Genomic DNA, 14,433 nt, shown 5'->3' with positions numbered 1-14,433 from the left:
CGGCCGAAATAGGGTCAGAACGGGTTTTCCAGCGGTTCAGGGCTGAAGATCAGATCGTCGAGATCGCGCTGTCGCCGATGGTCGGCCAGCCAACTGCTCAGGCCCAACCGCTGCGCGCCGCCGAGCTGGATGCCGTGCGCCTGTTCCTTCGCCAGGATCAGGCGCACTTCCCAGACGAACTCGATGCCCAGGTATTGGCGCACCCAGTCGCGCAGTTGCCGGCACAGATCGGCGCCGGGCAGAAAGCGGTCATAGTCCCGCTGCGGCATCGGCCCCAGCTCGATGCGGAACTTGTGCTGGATATCCCGCACCGCGATGCCGAGAAAAGCCGACTCGCCGAGCCGTGGCGCGCCGCGTCCGGCCTTGAGCCGCGCCTGCTCGCGCGGCTCCACCCGCAGCCAGTGCGGCACGTTCTCGACGATGCGCACCGGCACCTTGAAATACTGCTGCAAAATCTTGCTCAGGCCTTCCGGATCGCGGCTGTGGCGAATCAGATGACCGGCCATAAAATGTTTAGCGTGGGCGTTGATGCTGTCGCGTTCCTGCTGCGCCGGCTGGCCGAGGCCGATCAGGCTCGACAGGTACTCGTCGAAGCGCCGGTTGTCCGGGCGATCCAGCGATACCGTCGGTTGCGCGTCGGCCCAGGCGCGGTAAAACAGCAGCGTCAGCCGGTGATGGAACAGATTGGTGAACGCCAGCAGGGTGGTGTCCTGATGGTGATACACCCGTTCGCGCACGTATTCGGTCAGGTGCAGCGGCAGCGGCCCGTTGGGGCCGAACAGACCGAAGCTGAAGATCGAAACGTCGTGCAGCGGGCTGTTGGCGCGCGGCGTCACCTGCGCCAGCGTGGAGGGTGCGAACGACAGCGAAGGTTCCTGCCCCAGGCGCAGCATCTCGTGGCGCGGCAGCGGCGCGCGTCCCAGCAGGTAGGGCTGGCCGCCCTGGGCGTCGATGCGGCGCAGCAGCTGAAACAGATCGTGCTTGTAAGGCGCGCTGCGCAGCCGCGGCCAAAAGTCGTCCGGCAGGCGATACAGCGCGTTGATCTGCGGCGGCGCCAGTTCGGTGGCGATCATCTCCGCGTTCATATCAGCGTCCTTTTGCCCATGCGCGCCTGCCAGTGGGCGATTTCGCCGCGTTGCTGGCTGGAGAGCGTCATCTCGGTGAAGGTGTTCATCGCCACCAGGCGCGAGAACAGGCGCTCCAGCACGCTGCCGAGCAGGTAAGGGCTGTTGCCCGAGAACGCCTGCTCATCGACCGTCAGATCGATGGCGATGCCGCGCGCGAACACGATGGGGCCGGGTTCAGGCACTCGCCGATAGACCGGCCGCAGGTTACAGTGGCGCACGCCCTGAATTTGTTTGGCGATCGCCGGTTCGCTCAGGTTGCCGTACAGCCCCAGCAGCTGGCGCAGGCTGGCGGCACCCTGTTCCGGATCGCCGTCCATCATGCTGAGGTAGTTCAGCTGCAGCTGGCTGATCAGCCGCCAGGTGATCATCCCTTCGGCCAGCGCCGGGCGCGGCGGGGTGGGGCCTTTGCGCAGCGAGACCTGCTTGATCGGGATCGAGTCGGGCATCACGAAGTTGCCCTGATCTTGCTGCAGCAACATCAACGGCAGGTCGCGGCTGGTGCACAATACGTCGGCGGTGAGGTATTTCAGATCGCTGTGCCACGGCGATTGCCGTTCGTCCACCAGCGATACGAACACTTCCGAACCGGCATAGCCGGTGCGGGTGCCATAGCGGCGGGCGTGTTCCGACAGGGTGCGCTGTTCGCGCCGCAGCGAGAAGTAGGCGCCATAGTTGCCGTCGTCCGCGCTCAGGGTGCTGTAAAACGGCCGAAACTCTTGCTCGTAGCGTTTTTCGCTGGCGCTGCCGCCGAGCCGCTGCACCGAGAACACTTCGTAATCCAGCGGCCGGATATTGTCGACCACCAGATGGTATTCGTGGTTTTTTTCGTTGATCGCGATGCGTTCGGCGATCTTCGGAAACAGGTTGATCACCGGCGTACAGTGCAGCGCCAAATGGGCAACGTCGACCACCCGTTCCAGCGCGGCGTCGTGCCGATCCAGCAGCACCACGATCTCGAACTGGCGCAGCGCTTTTTTCCCTTCGCGCACGCTCTGCAGCAGCGGACGCAGGCCGTTGACGCTGAAAAACTGGAAGCGCGCCGGGAAGGCGAAATACTCCTGCAGCAGCCGGTAGCCTTCAAAGTTGCGCAGGTCGTTGGGCAGCAGCGCCTGCTCGGCGGCGAAGCCCTCCTGCCGCAGCCCGTCCAGCGCCAGCGCCCGCCGCTGCGGTTGCGCCTCCACCGTTTGGCAGACAAGCCCGACGCTGTGCTGCATCAGCAACTCCAGCAGCTGCTGCGCCTGCATGTCCGGCCCGGCCAGGTAAAACATCAATTGGTCCAACTGCAGGTTGTTGAGCGTCACGCTTTCGTAGCACTCGAGCCGAATGCGCAGCGCGCTGACGCAGCCGCTGTGCTGCAGCCCCAGCGAGGCCAGCGGGATATCGGCCGGAATGCCACCCAGCTCGACGCCGGCGATGCGCACCGGCTGCAGCGTGACGTCATGGGCGGTGGTGTAGCTGCAGGTGATGCCGCTTTTCTTCAGCGTCTGGCTGTCCATCATGGTGCCGCGCGGCACCACGAAACCGTTGCTGATGTCGCCTTTGCTGCTGTCCGGCTGCAGCTCGGCGATCGCCATCGACGGCGTCGGCGACAGGTAATTGGGGTAGATGATCTCCAGCAAGCGCTGAGAAAAGCGCGGGAACTCGGCGTCCATTTTCAGCTGCACGCGCGAGGTGAGGAAGGCGAAGCCTTCCATCAGGCGCTCGATATAAGGGTCCGCCACGTCGATGCCGCGCATGCCGAGACGGCCCGCGACCTTCGGGTACTGTTCGGCGAACTCGGCGCCCATCTCACGCAGATAGGCCAGCTCGCGGTTGTAATAGTCTAACAGTTTACTGTCCATCGCCTTACCCTATGTCTTTCAGATCGAAGTGGCCGTTTTCCAGATCCACGTCGGTACGGAACAGAAACTCCAGCGGATAGGGCACGCACCACAGGCGGCCCTTGATTTCGATCGACAGCACGTTGTGCAGTTCCAGCGAACCGGTGTCCGAGATGCAGCGCACCTGCAGCCCTTCGGGCAGAATGCGCGGTTCGAAATGGAGGATGGAATCGGTCAGCGCGCGCTGAATGTCGAGCCATTCGATGTCCGACATGCGCTTGCCCGCCAGCGAGGCGATGCCGTAATTCAGCGTGGAGCGCCGCACCTGCGGAAAATCGCCGAGATCCAGATTGGATTCGCTGTTGACGCAGTTGAACAGCCACTGCAAATCGCGCAGCACCCGACGGCGCAACTCGCTGTGCGACACCAGGTTGCGCACCTGCGCCTCCTGTTTTTTCTGCGGTTCGTCGTCGGTCAGCATGTCGAGCAGCACCGGCTGCATTTTGTCGCGTGAAGTCAGGCGCTCGCTGTCCTGACGATTGCGATAGCCCTGGCGGCGCAGATCGCCGCCGTCGTAGTGGGGTGGGCGTTTATCGTTCATGTTCAGGCGCTCGCGTCGAAGCTCAGCTGCCGCAGGCTGTGCAGCGGGAATTCGTCGCTTTCGCTGAGCCAGGTCTTCAGGCCTAGCCCCGCATAGTGGGTGCCGTCGCCCAGCGGTTGCCATTCGGTGCGTTTGCCCAGCAGCAGCGCGTCGTCGCTGCCTTCGGCCAGCGGGTAACGGGCGGGCAGTTGGCATACCTGTTCGCGGCCGTCGGTCAGGCGCACCAGTGCATGGCTCCACACCAGATCGATGGCGCTCTGCGGCGCCTGGAACTGGATCGCGGCGATATCGGCGAACGGCAGCCAGTAGTAAACGCCGTTCAGCGCCAGCTCGCATACCGGCCCGAGGCGGCCGTCACCGTCGGTCAGCCAGTCGAAACTCAGCTGCCGCTCTTGGTTCCCTTCAGCCAGCGTTAACTGCCCGGCGCCGGCCGGTGCGGCCTCCAGCGCTTCGTCGCGCAGCGTCTGGGCCTGTTCGGCCGCCCCTTGCGCATCCTGATGCAGCGCCTGCACCAGCAGTTGCAGCCAGGGCTGATCCTGCCGCAGCAGCGCCGGCGCGGCCGCGCCGGCAAACACCGCCTGGCGTTGCAGCTCGGCGTTGACCGACTGCATCAGCAGCAGCGTGGTCGGTTGAGCGATCGGTTTCAGCGCCTGCCAGGATTTCAGCTGCGCGTTGGCGCGCGTCCAGTTGCCGCTCAGGCACAGCAGTTGCACCAGCGCAGCGCGCAGGTCGGCATCCGCCGGTTTCGCCTTGATATCGTTTTCGACGGCGGTGATGGCCGCGGCGATCGACTGGCCTTGCAGCATGCTTGCTAATGATTTCACAGGCTTTCCTTATAATCAGTGAGTGGCGCCGTTAACCGACAGGTAGCTGCCGCTGGCAGGATCGACGCGGTCTGCGGCCAGCTTTTCCACCAGCTTGAAGGTCAGCGGGGCGGGGGCGCTTAGCAGCGGCTGCCAGGCGGTTTGCGCCTGCTGTACGCGCTGTTTGACCTTGTTCTCGTCGACGGCATCGACGCGCGGCATTTCAACGATCGCTTCACCGTTGAACGCCCAGGCGTGCAGCTTCGGTTCGAAGCTCAGCAGCAGGAAGCTGCCCGGCGCCTGCGGGTTGCCGCCCAAAACCAGCCGTTGGGCGTTGGCGCTGACGACGGTCAGCGCGCGATCGCCGCCGTTCACCTTCGCCAGCGGGTAACCTTGCAGGAACCACAGCGTCGGCGAGAGGGTTTGGCCGCCCTGTTGCAGCGTGACCGCGCCGCTGCCCTGCAGCCAGCCGTCCTCGCCGCAGCGCAGCGCCTCACCAGCGGGAATGAATAGCGCGCCGCCGTTGGCTTCGTCACCCCAGAAGGTGCGGAAGTGGCAGCCCTGCGGCAGGCTGAAACGCTGAGGCGGCGCGGTGTCCGCCTGCGGAGAAGTCACGGCCACTGCAGCAGGGATAGCCGGCTGCGGCGGGGTTTCCGGCTGCTCGACGGCCTCCTGTTTGACCACCGGTTTCCAGCCGCGCACTTTGGCGGCTTCGCCGCTGGCCAGCTTCTCACCGCGCTTGTCGGTCAGCGTCCAGGGCAGGTGGCCGGCTTTCGGGCACTGCTTTTCCAACAGATTGCCGACGCGCGGCAGGAAGTCGTTCAGCACCGCCGGATCCTGGCTTTGCGCCGAGACGATGCGCAGCGGGATGCTCTTGCCGCACCAGCTTGCCGGATTGCTGTTTTTGACGTTATCGATAAACACTTCCAGCTTCTGGCTGGGGGAGTAAACCAGGCGATAGTTCATCGCCTGCGCGGTCGGCACCGCCATCAGGGCGACGAGCCCCGGCATCCAATATTTCATAGTGAACCTTGCTGTGAATGTGCGCTGCTCAGTCGCGGCTCAGAAACCGCTCCGCATCCGCCAGCGAATGCAGCAGGGTGGTTTCCTGCGGTGAGCCAATCCAGACGGCGATAGCGCTGTAGTTATCGCTGTTATTGTTTTTCTTCCATGCCTGCTGCATCAGGGCGATCCACTCGCTGGGGGAGTTGACCATATGCAGCGACTGTTCCAGTTCGGCCTGGCTGAAGCTGTGCCAGAAGCCGTCGGTGCACAGCAGGAAAACGTCGCCGTCTTCCAGCTGCAGCACGTCGCTGTAGGTGGCGTCGCGCTCTTCGTTGAGCCCCAGCGCGAAATACAGCAGGTTGCTGTTGATGCCGTTGGTCTGGTAGCCGGCGTCCTGCATCTGTTGGATCAGGCTGTGGTCGGTGGTGACGGTATGCAGGTAGCCGCGGCGGAACAGGTACAGGCGGCTGTCGCCGGCGTGCGCCCAGTAGGCCAGCTGGTAATCGCGATCGATAAACAGACTGACCAGCGTGGTGCCCATCTTGCTGTATTCGTCCGACTGCCGCTGCTGCTGGTGGATGGCGGCGTTGGCGCTGGTGATGTGCTGGCGAATGCTCTGGGCGTTCAGGTGCTTTTCGCCGTCGAAGTTTTGCAAAATGGTGTCGCGTGCCAGTTTGGCGGCGATATCGCCGCCCGGAAAACCGGCGATGCCGTCGCACACCACGAAGCAGGCGGCGCGGTTGCCGAGCACCTCGCCGGTCTGATCCTGGTTGGAGGCGCGGCCGCCCTGGTTGGAGGTAGAGGCTATGGTGATATTCATTACGCGTCCGGTTTGGTCTGTGAGTCTTTGTATTGATTCACTTCAACGTCATAGGCGTGCAGGAAGGCTTCGCCGAACAGGGTGTGGAAATCGTCCTCGATTTCGCCGGAGGTTTGCTGATAGTTCTTCACGAAGTAGTCCCACAGCGCGGCCTTGCGGTTGGCGGGCAGCGACAGACGCGGCGCCACGCCTTCCTTGCGCGCTTCCTCTTCGAGGCGCTCCGGGTTGAACGACTGCAGCATGGCGGCGATGATGGCGCGAATACCGGCGATCATCCCCAGCTGGTGCGCCTGCAGGTCGATCAGCGCGTCACGCACCGCCTGTTCCGGCGGCATAAAGCCCGGCATCTGGCTGCCGAACATCTGCATCAGCACCGTTTTTCCCGAAGGCAGCAGCTTGAACGGGTTGTTGGCTTCGTCGAGGATCATGGTCATCTCTGCCTTCACGCCGCGCTTGAGGATCGAGCGGGATGAGAGCAGGGCGACGGTGCCTTGCGAGAACAGGCTCAGCAGGCGACCGGCCTGGCGGATCTGTTGTTCGTCAAAGTGCGGCTGCGGTTGCAGATCGTCGAGACCGATGCCTTGCAGCAGCGCCGCCAGCAACGGCCCTTCCAATGCGTCGCCACTTGGCGCGGCGGCGTGCTGCCGCTGAGCGGATTGGTAGGCGACTGGATCGATGCCCAGGCGGCTGCCCTGGCGCGGGCGCGGCGGCTGTGCAGGCGGTTCCTGCTGGCTGAACTGCGGCGCAGGTTGGGGCTGTGGCTCAGGCGTCTGCACGGGCGCCGGCGTCGGCTGTGGGCGCGGCGCCGCCGGTTGTGCGGCGATCGGCGCCGGTGACGGCGACGGCGGTGCGGGCGGCTGTACCGGCTCCTCCGGCTGGGCCAGCGGCACAGCGCCGCCCATCAGCAGCCCCAGCGGATCGTTGCTGTTTAACGTCTCTGGCGAAGCGGGCGCGGATGAACCGCCGAACAGCGCCAGCGGATCCAGCTCTTGCTCCGGTTGCTGCGCATTCTGGACGGGGGGAGCCGGGCGCGTCGGCGCAGCCTGCTCCGCCAGCAGCGCGCTGGGGGTGGTGTCGGCCAGAATGTGTTCGCGCTCAAAGGTGGTGTCGGTGTTGAACAGCGCCGCCGGATCGGTTTGTTGCTGCTGCAGCTGGCGCAGATCGACCTCGCCCGCCAGCTGCGCCAGCGGATCGGCCGGGTTCAGCTCGCGAGCGGGGGTCTCCAGCAGCGGATGATTGTCCGGATTGGTGATCGGCGGCGGTATGACGGCGGCCGGCGCGTTCGGCGTAAATTCTTCCACCAGGCTGTCCCAGATTTCGTTGGGGATCGGCGCGGCGGATTTTTCTTTGGCGGCGGCTGCGGGGGCCGCAGCCGCGGCAACGGCCTTGGCCACCGGTTGAGCCTGCGGCGCGGCGTGCTGTTGCAGCGCGCTGACTTCAATCTGGTAATCGTCGATGCCGAGCACGTCGCCGTCCTGCAGTTCAACCTGGCGGCCACGTTCCAGCGGAATGTCGTTCAGCAGCACGCGGGTAACGTTGCCGCGATTGGTGATGCGGCATTCGCCGTCAGCGGAAATGTGCACGATCGCCTGCAGGCGGGAAATGGCGCGCTCTTCGTCCGGCAGCACCAGGTTGTTGTCCACGCTGCGGCCGATGGTGCCGCCCGGCGGCAGAAAATCGCAACTGCTCTGCGGCGGAACCTGGCCGCTTTTATTTTTTACAATGGAAAATCGCATAAGGCATTCCTGCTGATGGGGATTTTAGACTGCTTTGGGCGTATGTTGATTTAGTCATCTAATCTGATGGCTAACTTCTATTCTGTTCTTTTTTGTAATAGGTGTTTTTTGGTAGTTGAGTTAAGTAGATAAAGGTGAATATCAAACTGCCATAGTGTATAGAGTCATAGTCATCGTTGCCTAGTGGGTAGAAGAGATTAAGAAAATCATTCCCGTATGCAAAAATTGAGAGCTGTATGACGCCCATGACAACTACAATGAGACAGTTGAAAACAAAAAATGGATAATTGTGTTTGCGAGCCGATAATTTTTTTAAGTAATATAATGCCACTAAAGTTATGAGTGACAATGAAAAATAGGAAGGTAAGAATCCATATGAGTAAGTTGATAGCGTGACGTCTGGAGTCATGTTAATAATCAATAAGTTTTAATTCTCTTGAGTTGATAACTTTATGAAATTGGATTCAACAATCCTGACTATTACTTAGAGTAACGTTCAAAAATGGTTTCAGCTTCACTGGCGTTCTGCAGTGAAAGACAATCTAAAGTATGGTAAGTCCCTTGAACTGAGCCTTGGCTATTTTTATTTGCGTACTGTTCAGCCAGTTTTTCACCTTGTTCAAATGCATCCATCGGCAGTTTACTCAATTCTAAATAGGCGGAAGCGGAACGGAAGGCGTCTTGCTTGGTTCTTTCTGAGTCAGTGGACTTCCCAATGCAGCGGCTGGTTAACCAATTTTTATAAAGTGCCTCTTGCGATAAAGCATTGAGCGAGTTTTCAGCAAGGACTACATGGCTTCCGAGCAGCAGAGACATTAAAAAGTACGTGTATCTTCTCATCCGAGATAACCTTTGATATGAGCCGTCGTTTGAGCAACTCTGATATCAGTTGTCGTCTTTTCCTTGGTATTTCTTGATGATGGCTTGCAGCTCTTGGCTGTGTACAAGATCGATGCACTTGGCCATCGTCATCGGCTCCCCTGACATACTGTCATAGGGCTTTGCCAGAAATTCTTTTGCCAGCGCCCTGACGGCGGTATGCGCTTCCAGAGAATAATCGCCGAATTCCGTGTAACCCCGAGCGGCGGCGGCGGCATCGTTTTTGACTTCTTTTGCTGAGTACCCCTCGGCGATGCAAACGCTAAGCGCGTAGTTTTTGAGGTACTCTTCGGGGGTATAGGTTTCTTTGGCTTGAGCCGATTGAATACATCCCAAAAATATCATGCTTGCAACACACAGGGATTTTATTTTAGTAACCATATAGATGCCTCGCTGGATTTTGGAAAGTAACAATGATCTGAGCAGGTTGTACCGTTCCATAATGTTGCGTGTCCGCTGGCATCATTCCATCCTGGAACAGTGAAAACCAATATCCCTTTGTCTTTTGAAAAATCACTAGGGGTAGGGTTTTTAATCGTTTTATCAGGTTTGCCGAACTTATAATTCAAAAAGTTAATAATATCTCTGACGCGATAAATGTACCAATTTTTATCTTTGCCTGAAACGGTCTTCCATGCTCCTCGTTCAACTTTAAAACCAGAATAATTGAGCGTGTAACTCATGCGTATTGCGCAGGCATTGGTGAATCCTTGCAATGGGTCATTGACGCCAAGCTCAATGTTAAGACCTACATTTCCACCTATCTTTTTGCCAACGTCAGTAATATCTACGTTGATTTCGCTAAATCGTTGCCACGCTTGTTGGAATGAAGGGCGACTCATTATAACGTCCTCTGTTGATAGATGCCCCTAAGTCGGGGCATCTGTGTGGGAAGATTAAGCTTCGCGGTTTTCCTTGATGTTCCAACCTGCGCTGCTTTCGGCGCCTTTGCCGCCTTTGTCGCTCTGCTCCCAGTATTGCTGTTTCACTTTCGCCGCCTGGAAGGAGTAGGTGACGCCCACGGTGTCTTCGCCGCCTGCGCCGGTGTACTGCACGGCGGTGACCAGCACGTCGTCCAGGGTGATTTTAACGTACTCAACCTGAGTACCGCCCGCCTTGCAGACAGACAACTCAACCTTGGTCAGATGCTTACCGCTGGAGCAGTGCTTCAGCAGCGCCGGGGTTGACTTGTCGACCAGCGCGTTAACGTGCAGATCGTTGAAGCACACTTTGCCGGCGCCACCGCCGCCGCCAACGCCCATATTGCCCGGTTGAGAAGCGCCCCAGGAGAAAGAAGTAATGTCGGTCCAGCCTTTGTGATTCGAATCTTTGGATTCGCCGCTGGCACCTTCAACTTTCAGGAACATATCAATAGCCATAGTTTCTTCACTCTTTATTAAGGGTTAACAGTAGTATTAACGTTACGTTGAAAAACTCAGGTAATAGCAGCAGGAATTGCAAGTGTGGTAATGCATTACCAATTTATATCCTTGTGCCATGCACCTTCTTAAATACCGAAAACTATCGGTACGGGTTACCGAGCCACTATTAAGTGCTAATGGCTCAATGCTTAATTATTTCGCGTTATCTTGATTCCACGTGCGATCTGGGTTTTCTACGATAGGCTGACGATGAGGTTGATACATCAGCCAGGCCGCACTACCGCGGCCTGACTTCAGTCCATCAGGACGCGTCGTTTTGCTTCAGCGAAGGCAGCTTCGACACCAGGCGCAGGGAGACGGTCAGGCCTTCCAGCTGGTAGTGCGGGCGCAGGAAGAACTTGGCGCTGTAATAGCCCGGGTTGTCTTCGATCTCTTCCACCTGCACTTCCGCCGCGGCCAGCGGTTTGCGCGACTTGGTTTCCTGCGAGGAGTTGGCCGGATCGCCGTCCACGTAGTTCATGATCCAGTCGTTCAGCCAGCGTTCCATGTCGTCGCGCTCGCGGAAGGAGCCAATTTTGTCGCGCACGATGCACTTCAGATAGTGCGCGAAGCGGCAGCAGGCGAACAGGTACGGCAGGCGCGCGGAAAGCTGGGCGTTGGCGGAGGCGTCGGCGTCGTAGTATTCCGCCGGCTTCTGCAGCGACTGCGCGCCGATAAAGGCGGCGAAGTCGGAGTTTTTGCGATGCACCAGCGGCATAAAGCCGTTTTTGGCCAGCTCGGCTTCACGGCGGTCGCTGATGGCGATCTCGGTCGGGCACTTCATGTCCACGCCGCCGTCGTCGCTCGGGAAGGTGTGGCACGGCAGGTTTTCCACCGCACCGCCGGATTCCACCCCGCGAATGGCGGTGCACCAGCCGAACTCTTTGAACGAACGGTTGATGTTGGCGGCCATGGCGTAGGCGGCGTTGGTCCAGGTGTAATTGCCGTGGGTCGCGCCGTCGGTGTCTTCTTCGAAGTCAAACTCGTCTACCGGGTTGGTGCGGATGCCATACGGCAGGCGCGCCAGGAAGCGCGGCATCACCAGCCCCAGGTAGCGCGCGTCTTCCGATTCGCGCAGGCTGCGCCAGGCGGCGTACTCGGTGTTCTGGAAAATCTTGGTCAGATCGCGCGGGTTGGAGAGCTCTTGCCAGGACTCCATCTGCATCACGCTCGGCGCGGTACCGGCGATGAACGGGCAGTGCGAGGCGGCGCCGATCTTGGCCATTTCGCCCAGCAGCTCCACGTCCTGCGGGCTGTGATCGAAGTAGTAGTCGCCCACCAGGCAGCCGAACGGTTCGCCGCCGAACTGGCCATACTCTTCTTCGTAGACTTTCTTGAAGATCGGGCTCTGGTCCCAACCCACGCCTTTATAGCGCTTCAGCGTGCGGCCCAGCTCCTGCTTGGAAATGCTCATGAAGCGGATCTTCAGCATCTCGTCGGTTTCGGAGTTGTTGACCAGATAATGCAGGCCGTGCCAGGCGCCTTCCAGCTTCTGGAAGTCGTCGTGGTGAATGATCTGGTTGATCTGCTGCGACAGCTTTTCGTCGATTTCCGCGATCAGCGCCTGGATGGTGCGATAGGCGTCGGAAGAAACGGTGACGGTGTTTTCCAGCGCCTGCTGCGCCAGGGTTTTCACCGCGTTCTCGACCGCTTCTTTGGCCTGATCGGTCTTCGGCCGGAACTCTTTGTTCAGCAGCGCGCTGAACTCATCGCTGGAAAAAGTCTCGGTGGTTTGCAACGCATTCTGTTGCTGAGGCGAGTTGCTCATCGATTAATCCTCACGCTCGTTGTTGTCGTCGTTAACCGCCGGCTTCGGCGCGTCGGTCAGGGATTGCAGCAGCGCCGGGTTTTGCAGGATCTTGGAGATCAGCTCTTCGGCGCCGTTCTTGCCGTCCATGTAGGACAGCAGGTTGGAAAGCTGGGTGCGGGCATCCAGCAGATTGTCCAGCGCGTCGACCTTGCGGGCGATAGCGGCGGGGGAGAAGTCTTCCATGCTTTCGAAGGTCAGATCGATGTTCAGCTTGCCTTCGCCGGTCAGGGTGTTGTCGACCTGGTAAGCGACGCGCGGCTTCAGCGATTTCATACGCTCGTCGAAGTTGTCGACGTCGATTTCCATGAATTTGCGCTCTTCCACGCTGGCTTGCGGGTCGACCGCTTTCCCCACCAGATCCGCCATCACGCCCATCACGAACGGCAGCTGGATTTTGCGCTCTGCGCCATAAATTTCGACATCGTATTCAATCTGTACGCGCGGCGCGCGGTTGCGGGCGATGAATTTCTGCCCGCTGCGGGATTTCGAGTTTGACATGATTTACTCCATCTAATGGCGATTGGGAACGCGCCTCGTCCGGCTGGGAGAGTCAGGTTCTGATTCGGGTCTGCGCAGGGGCAGACGGTATCGGGTGTCGTCAAGAGAACAAAGGTCGGCGGCTAGCTGTTCTCCTCGTTGTCGGGGCGACCGAGAATGGTCTCCAGTTGGTTAAGCCCATCGGGTGCCAAATCGCGGACGATTTGCATAAAGTCCAGCGTAATCAGTCGCTGGACCCGATCGATCATCAGTGGCGCCGGGTGGCTCGGTTCATGAAGACGAAAATAGTTTTTCACCTTGTCCAGCATCAACTGGGCGTCGTCGCGCGACTGGATCTGCGCGCTGCGCCAGTTGAGTGGAGCGGTGGCGCTCTGTACGGCGGCCGGTTGCTGCATGGCAGCCGCTTCAGGCGTCGCGTCTGGTTCGTCGGCGGCCGGGGCATCGCTCTGGCCGGCGAGCGCCACCAGAGAAAACACCTTGGTCAGCGCGCTCATTTCCGGCAGCGCGCTTTCCCCCAGATGGCGGGTCACTTCGCTGCGAATGGCGCTCAGGGTGTTGGCGATGCGCGTCACCAGGGCGCCTTCGGGGCGATCCTGCTGCGCCAGCTCATCCTGCAGCCGCGCACGGCCGCCGGGAAAGTTGGGGCACTCCTGCTTGCTGCCGTCGAGCAGGGCGCCGGCATCGCGCAGCGAGATTTCTCCGGCGGCGCTTTTCAGCAGCGGCGCGGCGCGTACGCTGGCGGCCAGCGCCGCTTTGTCGCCAAGGTCGGCCAGCGCGTTGATGCGAAACAGCGGGTCGGCTTCCCCATCGAACTCCAGCGGCGGCTGCAGGGTGTCCCAGTAACGGGTCATCGACTGGTGGACCAGCGTCAGTCCGTCGGCGTAGCCCGGCAACCCGCGCAGCTGGGTCCAGGCGCGGGTGAGATACAGCATGACGCGCAGGTCTTTGGTGCGCGTTAGCAGCGAGGTCGCGAGGCGCTCGACCTGCACCCAATCCGGCGCTTCTTCCGGAATGATGGTGCTGCCGAACTGTTGTTCGGCCTTGCCGGTGGCGGCTTGTTCCATCGCCAGAAAGTCGGCGTCGTATTCCAGGTTGTCGCCGCAGGGATTGTCCGCGTCAACCGGGGCCAGCAGGGTATCGGTATCGATAGCCATAGAATTTCCTTCAACGAACGATGTTAATCAAACATTTGCGGGTACTGGCCGCCGCGGCCGGGGCGCGCCCAGCCGTTGGGTTCGAACAGCAGTGAAAACAGCTGCACGGTGAGGTTGCCGCTGTGCACGTGGGTGTAGAGCGGATGTCCGTCGGCTTGATTGGTCCACCAGAAGCTGGTGTACTGCGCCGGATCGAAGCAGTCGGCGGCCTGTTGCCAGCCGAGGCCCGGTACGTCCGGATGCTGGAAACCGATAATCGACAATATCTCGGAATCCGCTTCCGCCGGTGGGCTGGGCAGCGCCGGGATCGCCTGCAACGTGCGGTCGATCTGCTCGACGGAGAAACCGTTGCGCACGCCGTTCAGCAGGGTATGGCCGAGCTGTTGATACCAGCTCGCCGCCATGTTCAGCTGTTGCGGGCGCCATTCTTGCAGGCTGAACAGGCGCAGTGCGCAGATGGGGTAGCGCCGCCCGACGCGATCGCGCGCCGGCAACAGGCAACCCATCTGCACGTACGGGCTGCCGAGCGTGGCGGGGATCACGAAGTTCCACACCGGTGCGTTGCTGAACGGGTGGCCGTTCGGCCCCTGTGCATCGCGCTGTAAATTCACCAGCCCGTTATGGAACCAGTGGGCCCAGTTGTTGACCACCGGGTCAGGCAAACGGCGTTGCAGGAAGTCACCGGCGGAAGGAAGTTTGCCGTACCAGCCGATGCTCGTCGGGGCGCTTGAATCAGTGCTCATGGTCATGTCCTTTCGG

The 14,433-nt window shown here is 60.3% G+C and carries 15 protein-coding genes; all 15 read right to left on the bottom strand.

What is annotated here, in order from left to right; all coding sequences use genetic code 11:
• Positions 1 to 14: 14 nt before the first annotated feature.
• Positions 15 to 1,085 carry a type VI secretion system baseplate subunit TssG gene (tssG, locus tag GUC32_RS14925; RefSeq protein WP_049206010.1) on the bottom strand — a complete coding sequence of 357 codons (1,071 nt, stop codon included), beginning with the start codon at positions 1,083 to 1,085 and terminating at the stop codon, positions 15 to 17.
• Positions 1,082 to 2,968, bottom strand: a complete 1,887-nt coding sequence (gene tssF, locus GUC32_RS14920) for a type VI secretion system baseplate subunit TssF (protein WP_049206012.1) — start codon at positions 2,966 to 2,968, stop codon at positions 1,082 to 1,084. Before tssF ends, tssG begins: the two co-directional genes overlap by 4 nt.
• Before the next feature lie 4 nt (positions 2,969 to 2,972).
• Positions 2,973 to 3,548 (bottom strand): type VI secretion system baseplate subunit TssE, encoded by a 576-nt coding sequence (locus GUC32_RS14915; RefSeq protein ID WP_043138711.1) that lies wholly within the window; start codon positions 3,546 to 3,548, stop codon positions 2,973 to 2,975.
• A 2-nt stretch (positions 3,549 to 3,550) separates the two neighbouring features.
• A complete protein-coding gene (locus GUC32_RS14910) occupies positions 3,551 to 4,372 on the bottom strand; it encodes a type VI secretion system accessory protein TagJ (protein ID WP_043138708.1) in 822 nt (273 codons plus the stop codon).
• 15 nt (positions 4,373 to 4,387) lie between these two features.
• Positions 4,388 to 5,374: a type VI secretion system-associated protein gene (locus GUC32_RS14905; protein WP_369435300.1), complete on the bottom strand. Its 987-nt coding sequence runs from the start codon at positions 5,372 to 5,374 to the stop codon at positions 4,388 to 4,390.
• Between the two features lie 28 nt (positions 5,375 to 5,402).
• Positions 5,403 to 6,176 carry a PP2C family serine/threonine-protein phosphatase gene (locus GUC32_RS14900; protein ID WP_025303297.1) on the bottom strand — a complete coding sequence of 258 codons (774 nt, stop codon included), beginning with the start codon at positions 6,174 to 6,176 and terminating at the stop codon, positions 5,403 to 5,405.
• On the bottom strand, positions 6,176 to 7,912 hold the full coding sequence (gene tagH / locus GUC32_RS14895) for a type VI secretion system-associated FHA domain protein TagH (protein ID WP_197827573.1): 1,737 nt from the start codon (positions 7,910 to 7,912) through the stop codon (positions 6,176 to 6,178). The genes GUC32_RS14900 and tagH overlap by 1 nt, the downstream gene beginning before the upstream one ends.
• A 480-nt stretch (positions 7,913 to 8,392) precedes the next feature.
• On the bottom strand, positions 8,393 to 8,728 hold the full coding sequence (locus GUC32_RS14890; protein WP_227255704.1) for a T6SS amidase immunity protein Tai4 family protein: 336 nt from the start codon (positions 8,726 to 8,728) through the stop codon (positions 8,393 to 8,395).
• Between the two features lie 69 nt (positions 8,729 to 8,797).
• On the bottom strand, positions 8,798 to 9,136 hold the full coding sequence (locus GUC32_RS14885) for a T6SS amidase immunity protein Tai4 family protein (protein ID WP_227255705.1): 339 nt from the start codon (positions 9,134 to 9,136) through the stop codon (positions 8,798 to 8,800).
• 20 nt (positions 9,137 to 9,156) lie between these two features.
• Positions 9,157 to 9,633: a type VI secretion system amidase effector protein Tae4 gene (locus tag GUC32_RS14880; RefSeq protein WP_072271555.1), complete on the bottom strand. Its 477-nt coding sequence runs from the start codon at positions 9,631 to 9,633 to the stop codon at positions 9,157 to 9,159.
• Positions 9,634 to 9,687: 54 nt separating this feature from the next.
• Entirely contained in the window at positions 9,688 to 10,170 is a 483-nt protein-coding gene (locus tag GUC32_RS14875; RefSeq protein WP_004961372.1) for a type VI secretion system tube protein Hcp, read from the bottom strand.
• 304 nt (positions 10,171 to 10,474) lie between these two features.
• Positions 10,475 to 11,980, bottom strand: coding sequence for a type VI secretion system contractile sheath large subunit (gene tssC / locus GUC32_RS14870; protein WP_016927259.1), 1,506 nt, complete (start codon positions 11,978 to 11,980; stop codon positions 10,475 to 10,477).
• Between the two features lie 3 nt (positions 11,981 to 11,983).
• Positions 11,984 to 12,520 (bottom strand): type VI secretion system contractile sheath small subunit, encoded by a 537-nt coding sequence (gene tssB / locus GUC32_RS14865; RefSeq protein ID WP_016927260.1) that lies wholly within the window; start codon positions 12,518 to 12,520, stop codon positions 11,984 to 11,986.
• 122 nt (positions 12,521 to 12,642) lie between these two features.
• Positions 12,643 to 13,674, bottom strand: a complete 1,032-nt coding sequence (gene tssA, locus GUC32_RS14860; RefSeq protein ID WP_369435299.1) for a type VI secretion system protein TssA — start codon at positions 13,672 to 13,674, stop codon at positions 12,643 to 12,645.
• Between the two features lie 23 nt (positions 13,675 to 13,697).
• The gene (tagF, locus tag GUC32_RS14855; RefSeq protein WP_049295867.1) at positions 13,698 to 14,417 is read right to left on the bottom strand and encodes a type VI secretion system-associated protein TagF; all 720 of its coding nucleotides are present in this window, start codon (positions 14,415 to 14,417) and stop codon (positions 13,698 to 13,700) included.
• Positions 14,418 to 14,433 lie beyond the last annotated feature (16 nt).

The sequence above is a fragment of the Serratia sp. NGAS9 genome, assembly GCF_009905295.1.
GTDB lineage: Bacteria > Pseudomonadota > Gammaproteobacteria > Enterobacterales > Enterobacteriaceae > Serratia > Serratia bockelmannii.
The sequence above is the reverse complement of the archived record's forward strand: the minus strand, read 5'-3'. Positions and strand labels throughout refer to the sequence as shown.

What these genes read in the sequence shown, in the direction of transcription:
- tssG (WP_049206010.1), bottom strand. Translation starts at nt 1,085, where the DNA reads ATGAACGCGGAGATGATCGCCACCGAACTGGCGCCGCCGCAGATCAAC.
- tssF (WP_049206012.1), bottom strand. Translation starts at nt 2,968, where the DNA reads ATGGACAGTAAACTGTTAGACTATTACAACCGCGAGCTGGCCTATCTG.
- GUC32_RS14915 (WP_043138711.1), bottom strand. Translation starts at nt 3,548, where the DNA reads ATGAACGATAAACGCCCACCCCACTACGACGGCGGCGATCTGCGCCGC.
- GUC32_RS14905 (WP_369435300.1), bottom strand. Translation starts at nt 5,374, where the DNA reads ATGAAATATTGGATGCCGGGGCTCGTCGCCCTGATGGCGGTGCCGACC.
- GUC32_RS14900 (WP_025303297.1), bottom strand. Translation starts at nt 6,176, where the DNA reads ATGAATATCACCATAGCCTCTACCTCCAACCAGGGCGGCCGCGCCTCC.
- tagH (WP_197827573.1), bottom strand. Translation starts at nt 7,912, where the DNA reads ATGCGATTTTCCATTGTAAAAAATAAAAGCGGCCAGGTTCCGCCGCAG.
- GUC32_RS14890 (WP_227255704.1), bottom strand. Translation starts at nt 8,728, where the DNA reads ATGTCTCTGCTGCTCGGAAGCCATGTAGTCCTTGCTGAAAACTCGCTC.
- GUC32_RS14885 (WP_227255705.1), bottom strand. Translation starts at nt 9,136, where the DNA reads ATGATATTTTTGGGATGTATTCAATCGGCTCAAGCCAAAGAAACCTAT.
- GUC32_RS14880 (WP_072271555.1), bottom strand. Translation starts at nt 9,633, where the DNA reads ATGAGTCGCCCTTCATTCCAACAAGCGTGGCAACGATTTAGCGAAATC.
- GUC32_RS14875 (WP_004961372.1), bottom strand. Translation starts at nt 10,170, where the DNA reads ATGGCTATTGATATGTTCCTGAAAGTTGAAGGTGCCAGCGGCGAATCC.
- tssC (WP_016927259.1), bottom strand. Translation starts at nt 11,980, where the DNA reads ATGAGCAACTCGCCTCAGCAACAGAATGCGTTGCAAACCACCGAGACT.
- tssB (WP_016927260.1), bottom strand. Translation starts at nt 12,520, where the DNA reads ATGTCAAACTCGAAATCCCGCAGCGGGCAGAAATTCATCGCCCGCAAC.
- tssA (WP_369435299.1), bottom strand. Translation starts at nt 13,674, where the DNA reads ATGGCTATCGATACCGATACCCTGCTGGCCCCGGTTGACGCGGACAAT.
- tagF (WP_049295867.1), bottom strand. Translation starts at nt 14,417, where the DNA reads ATGAGCACTGATTCAAGCGCCCCGACGAGCATCGGCTGGTACGGCAAA.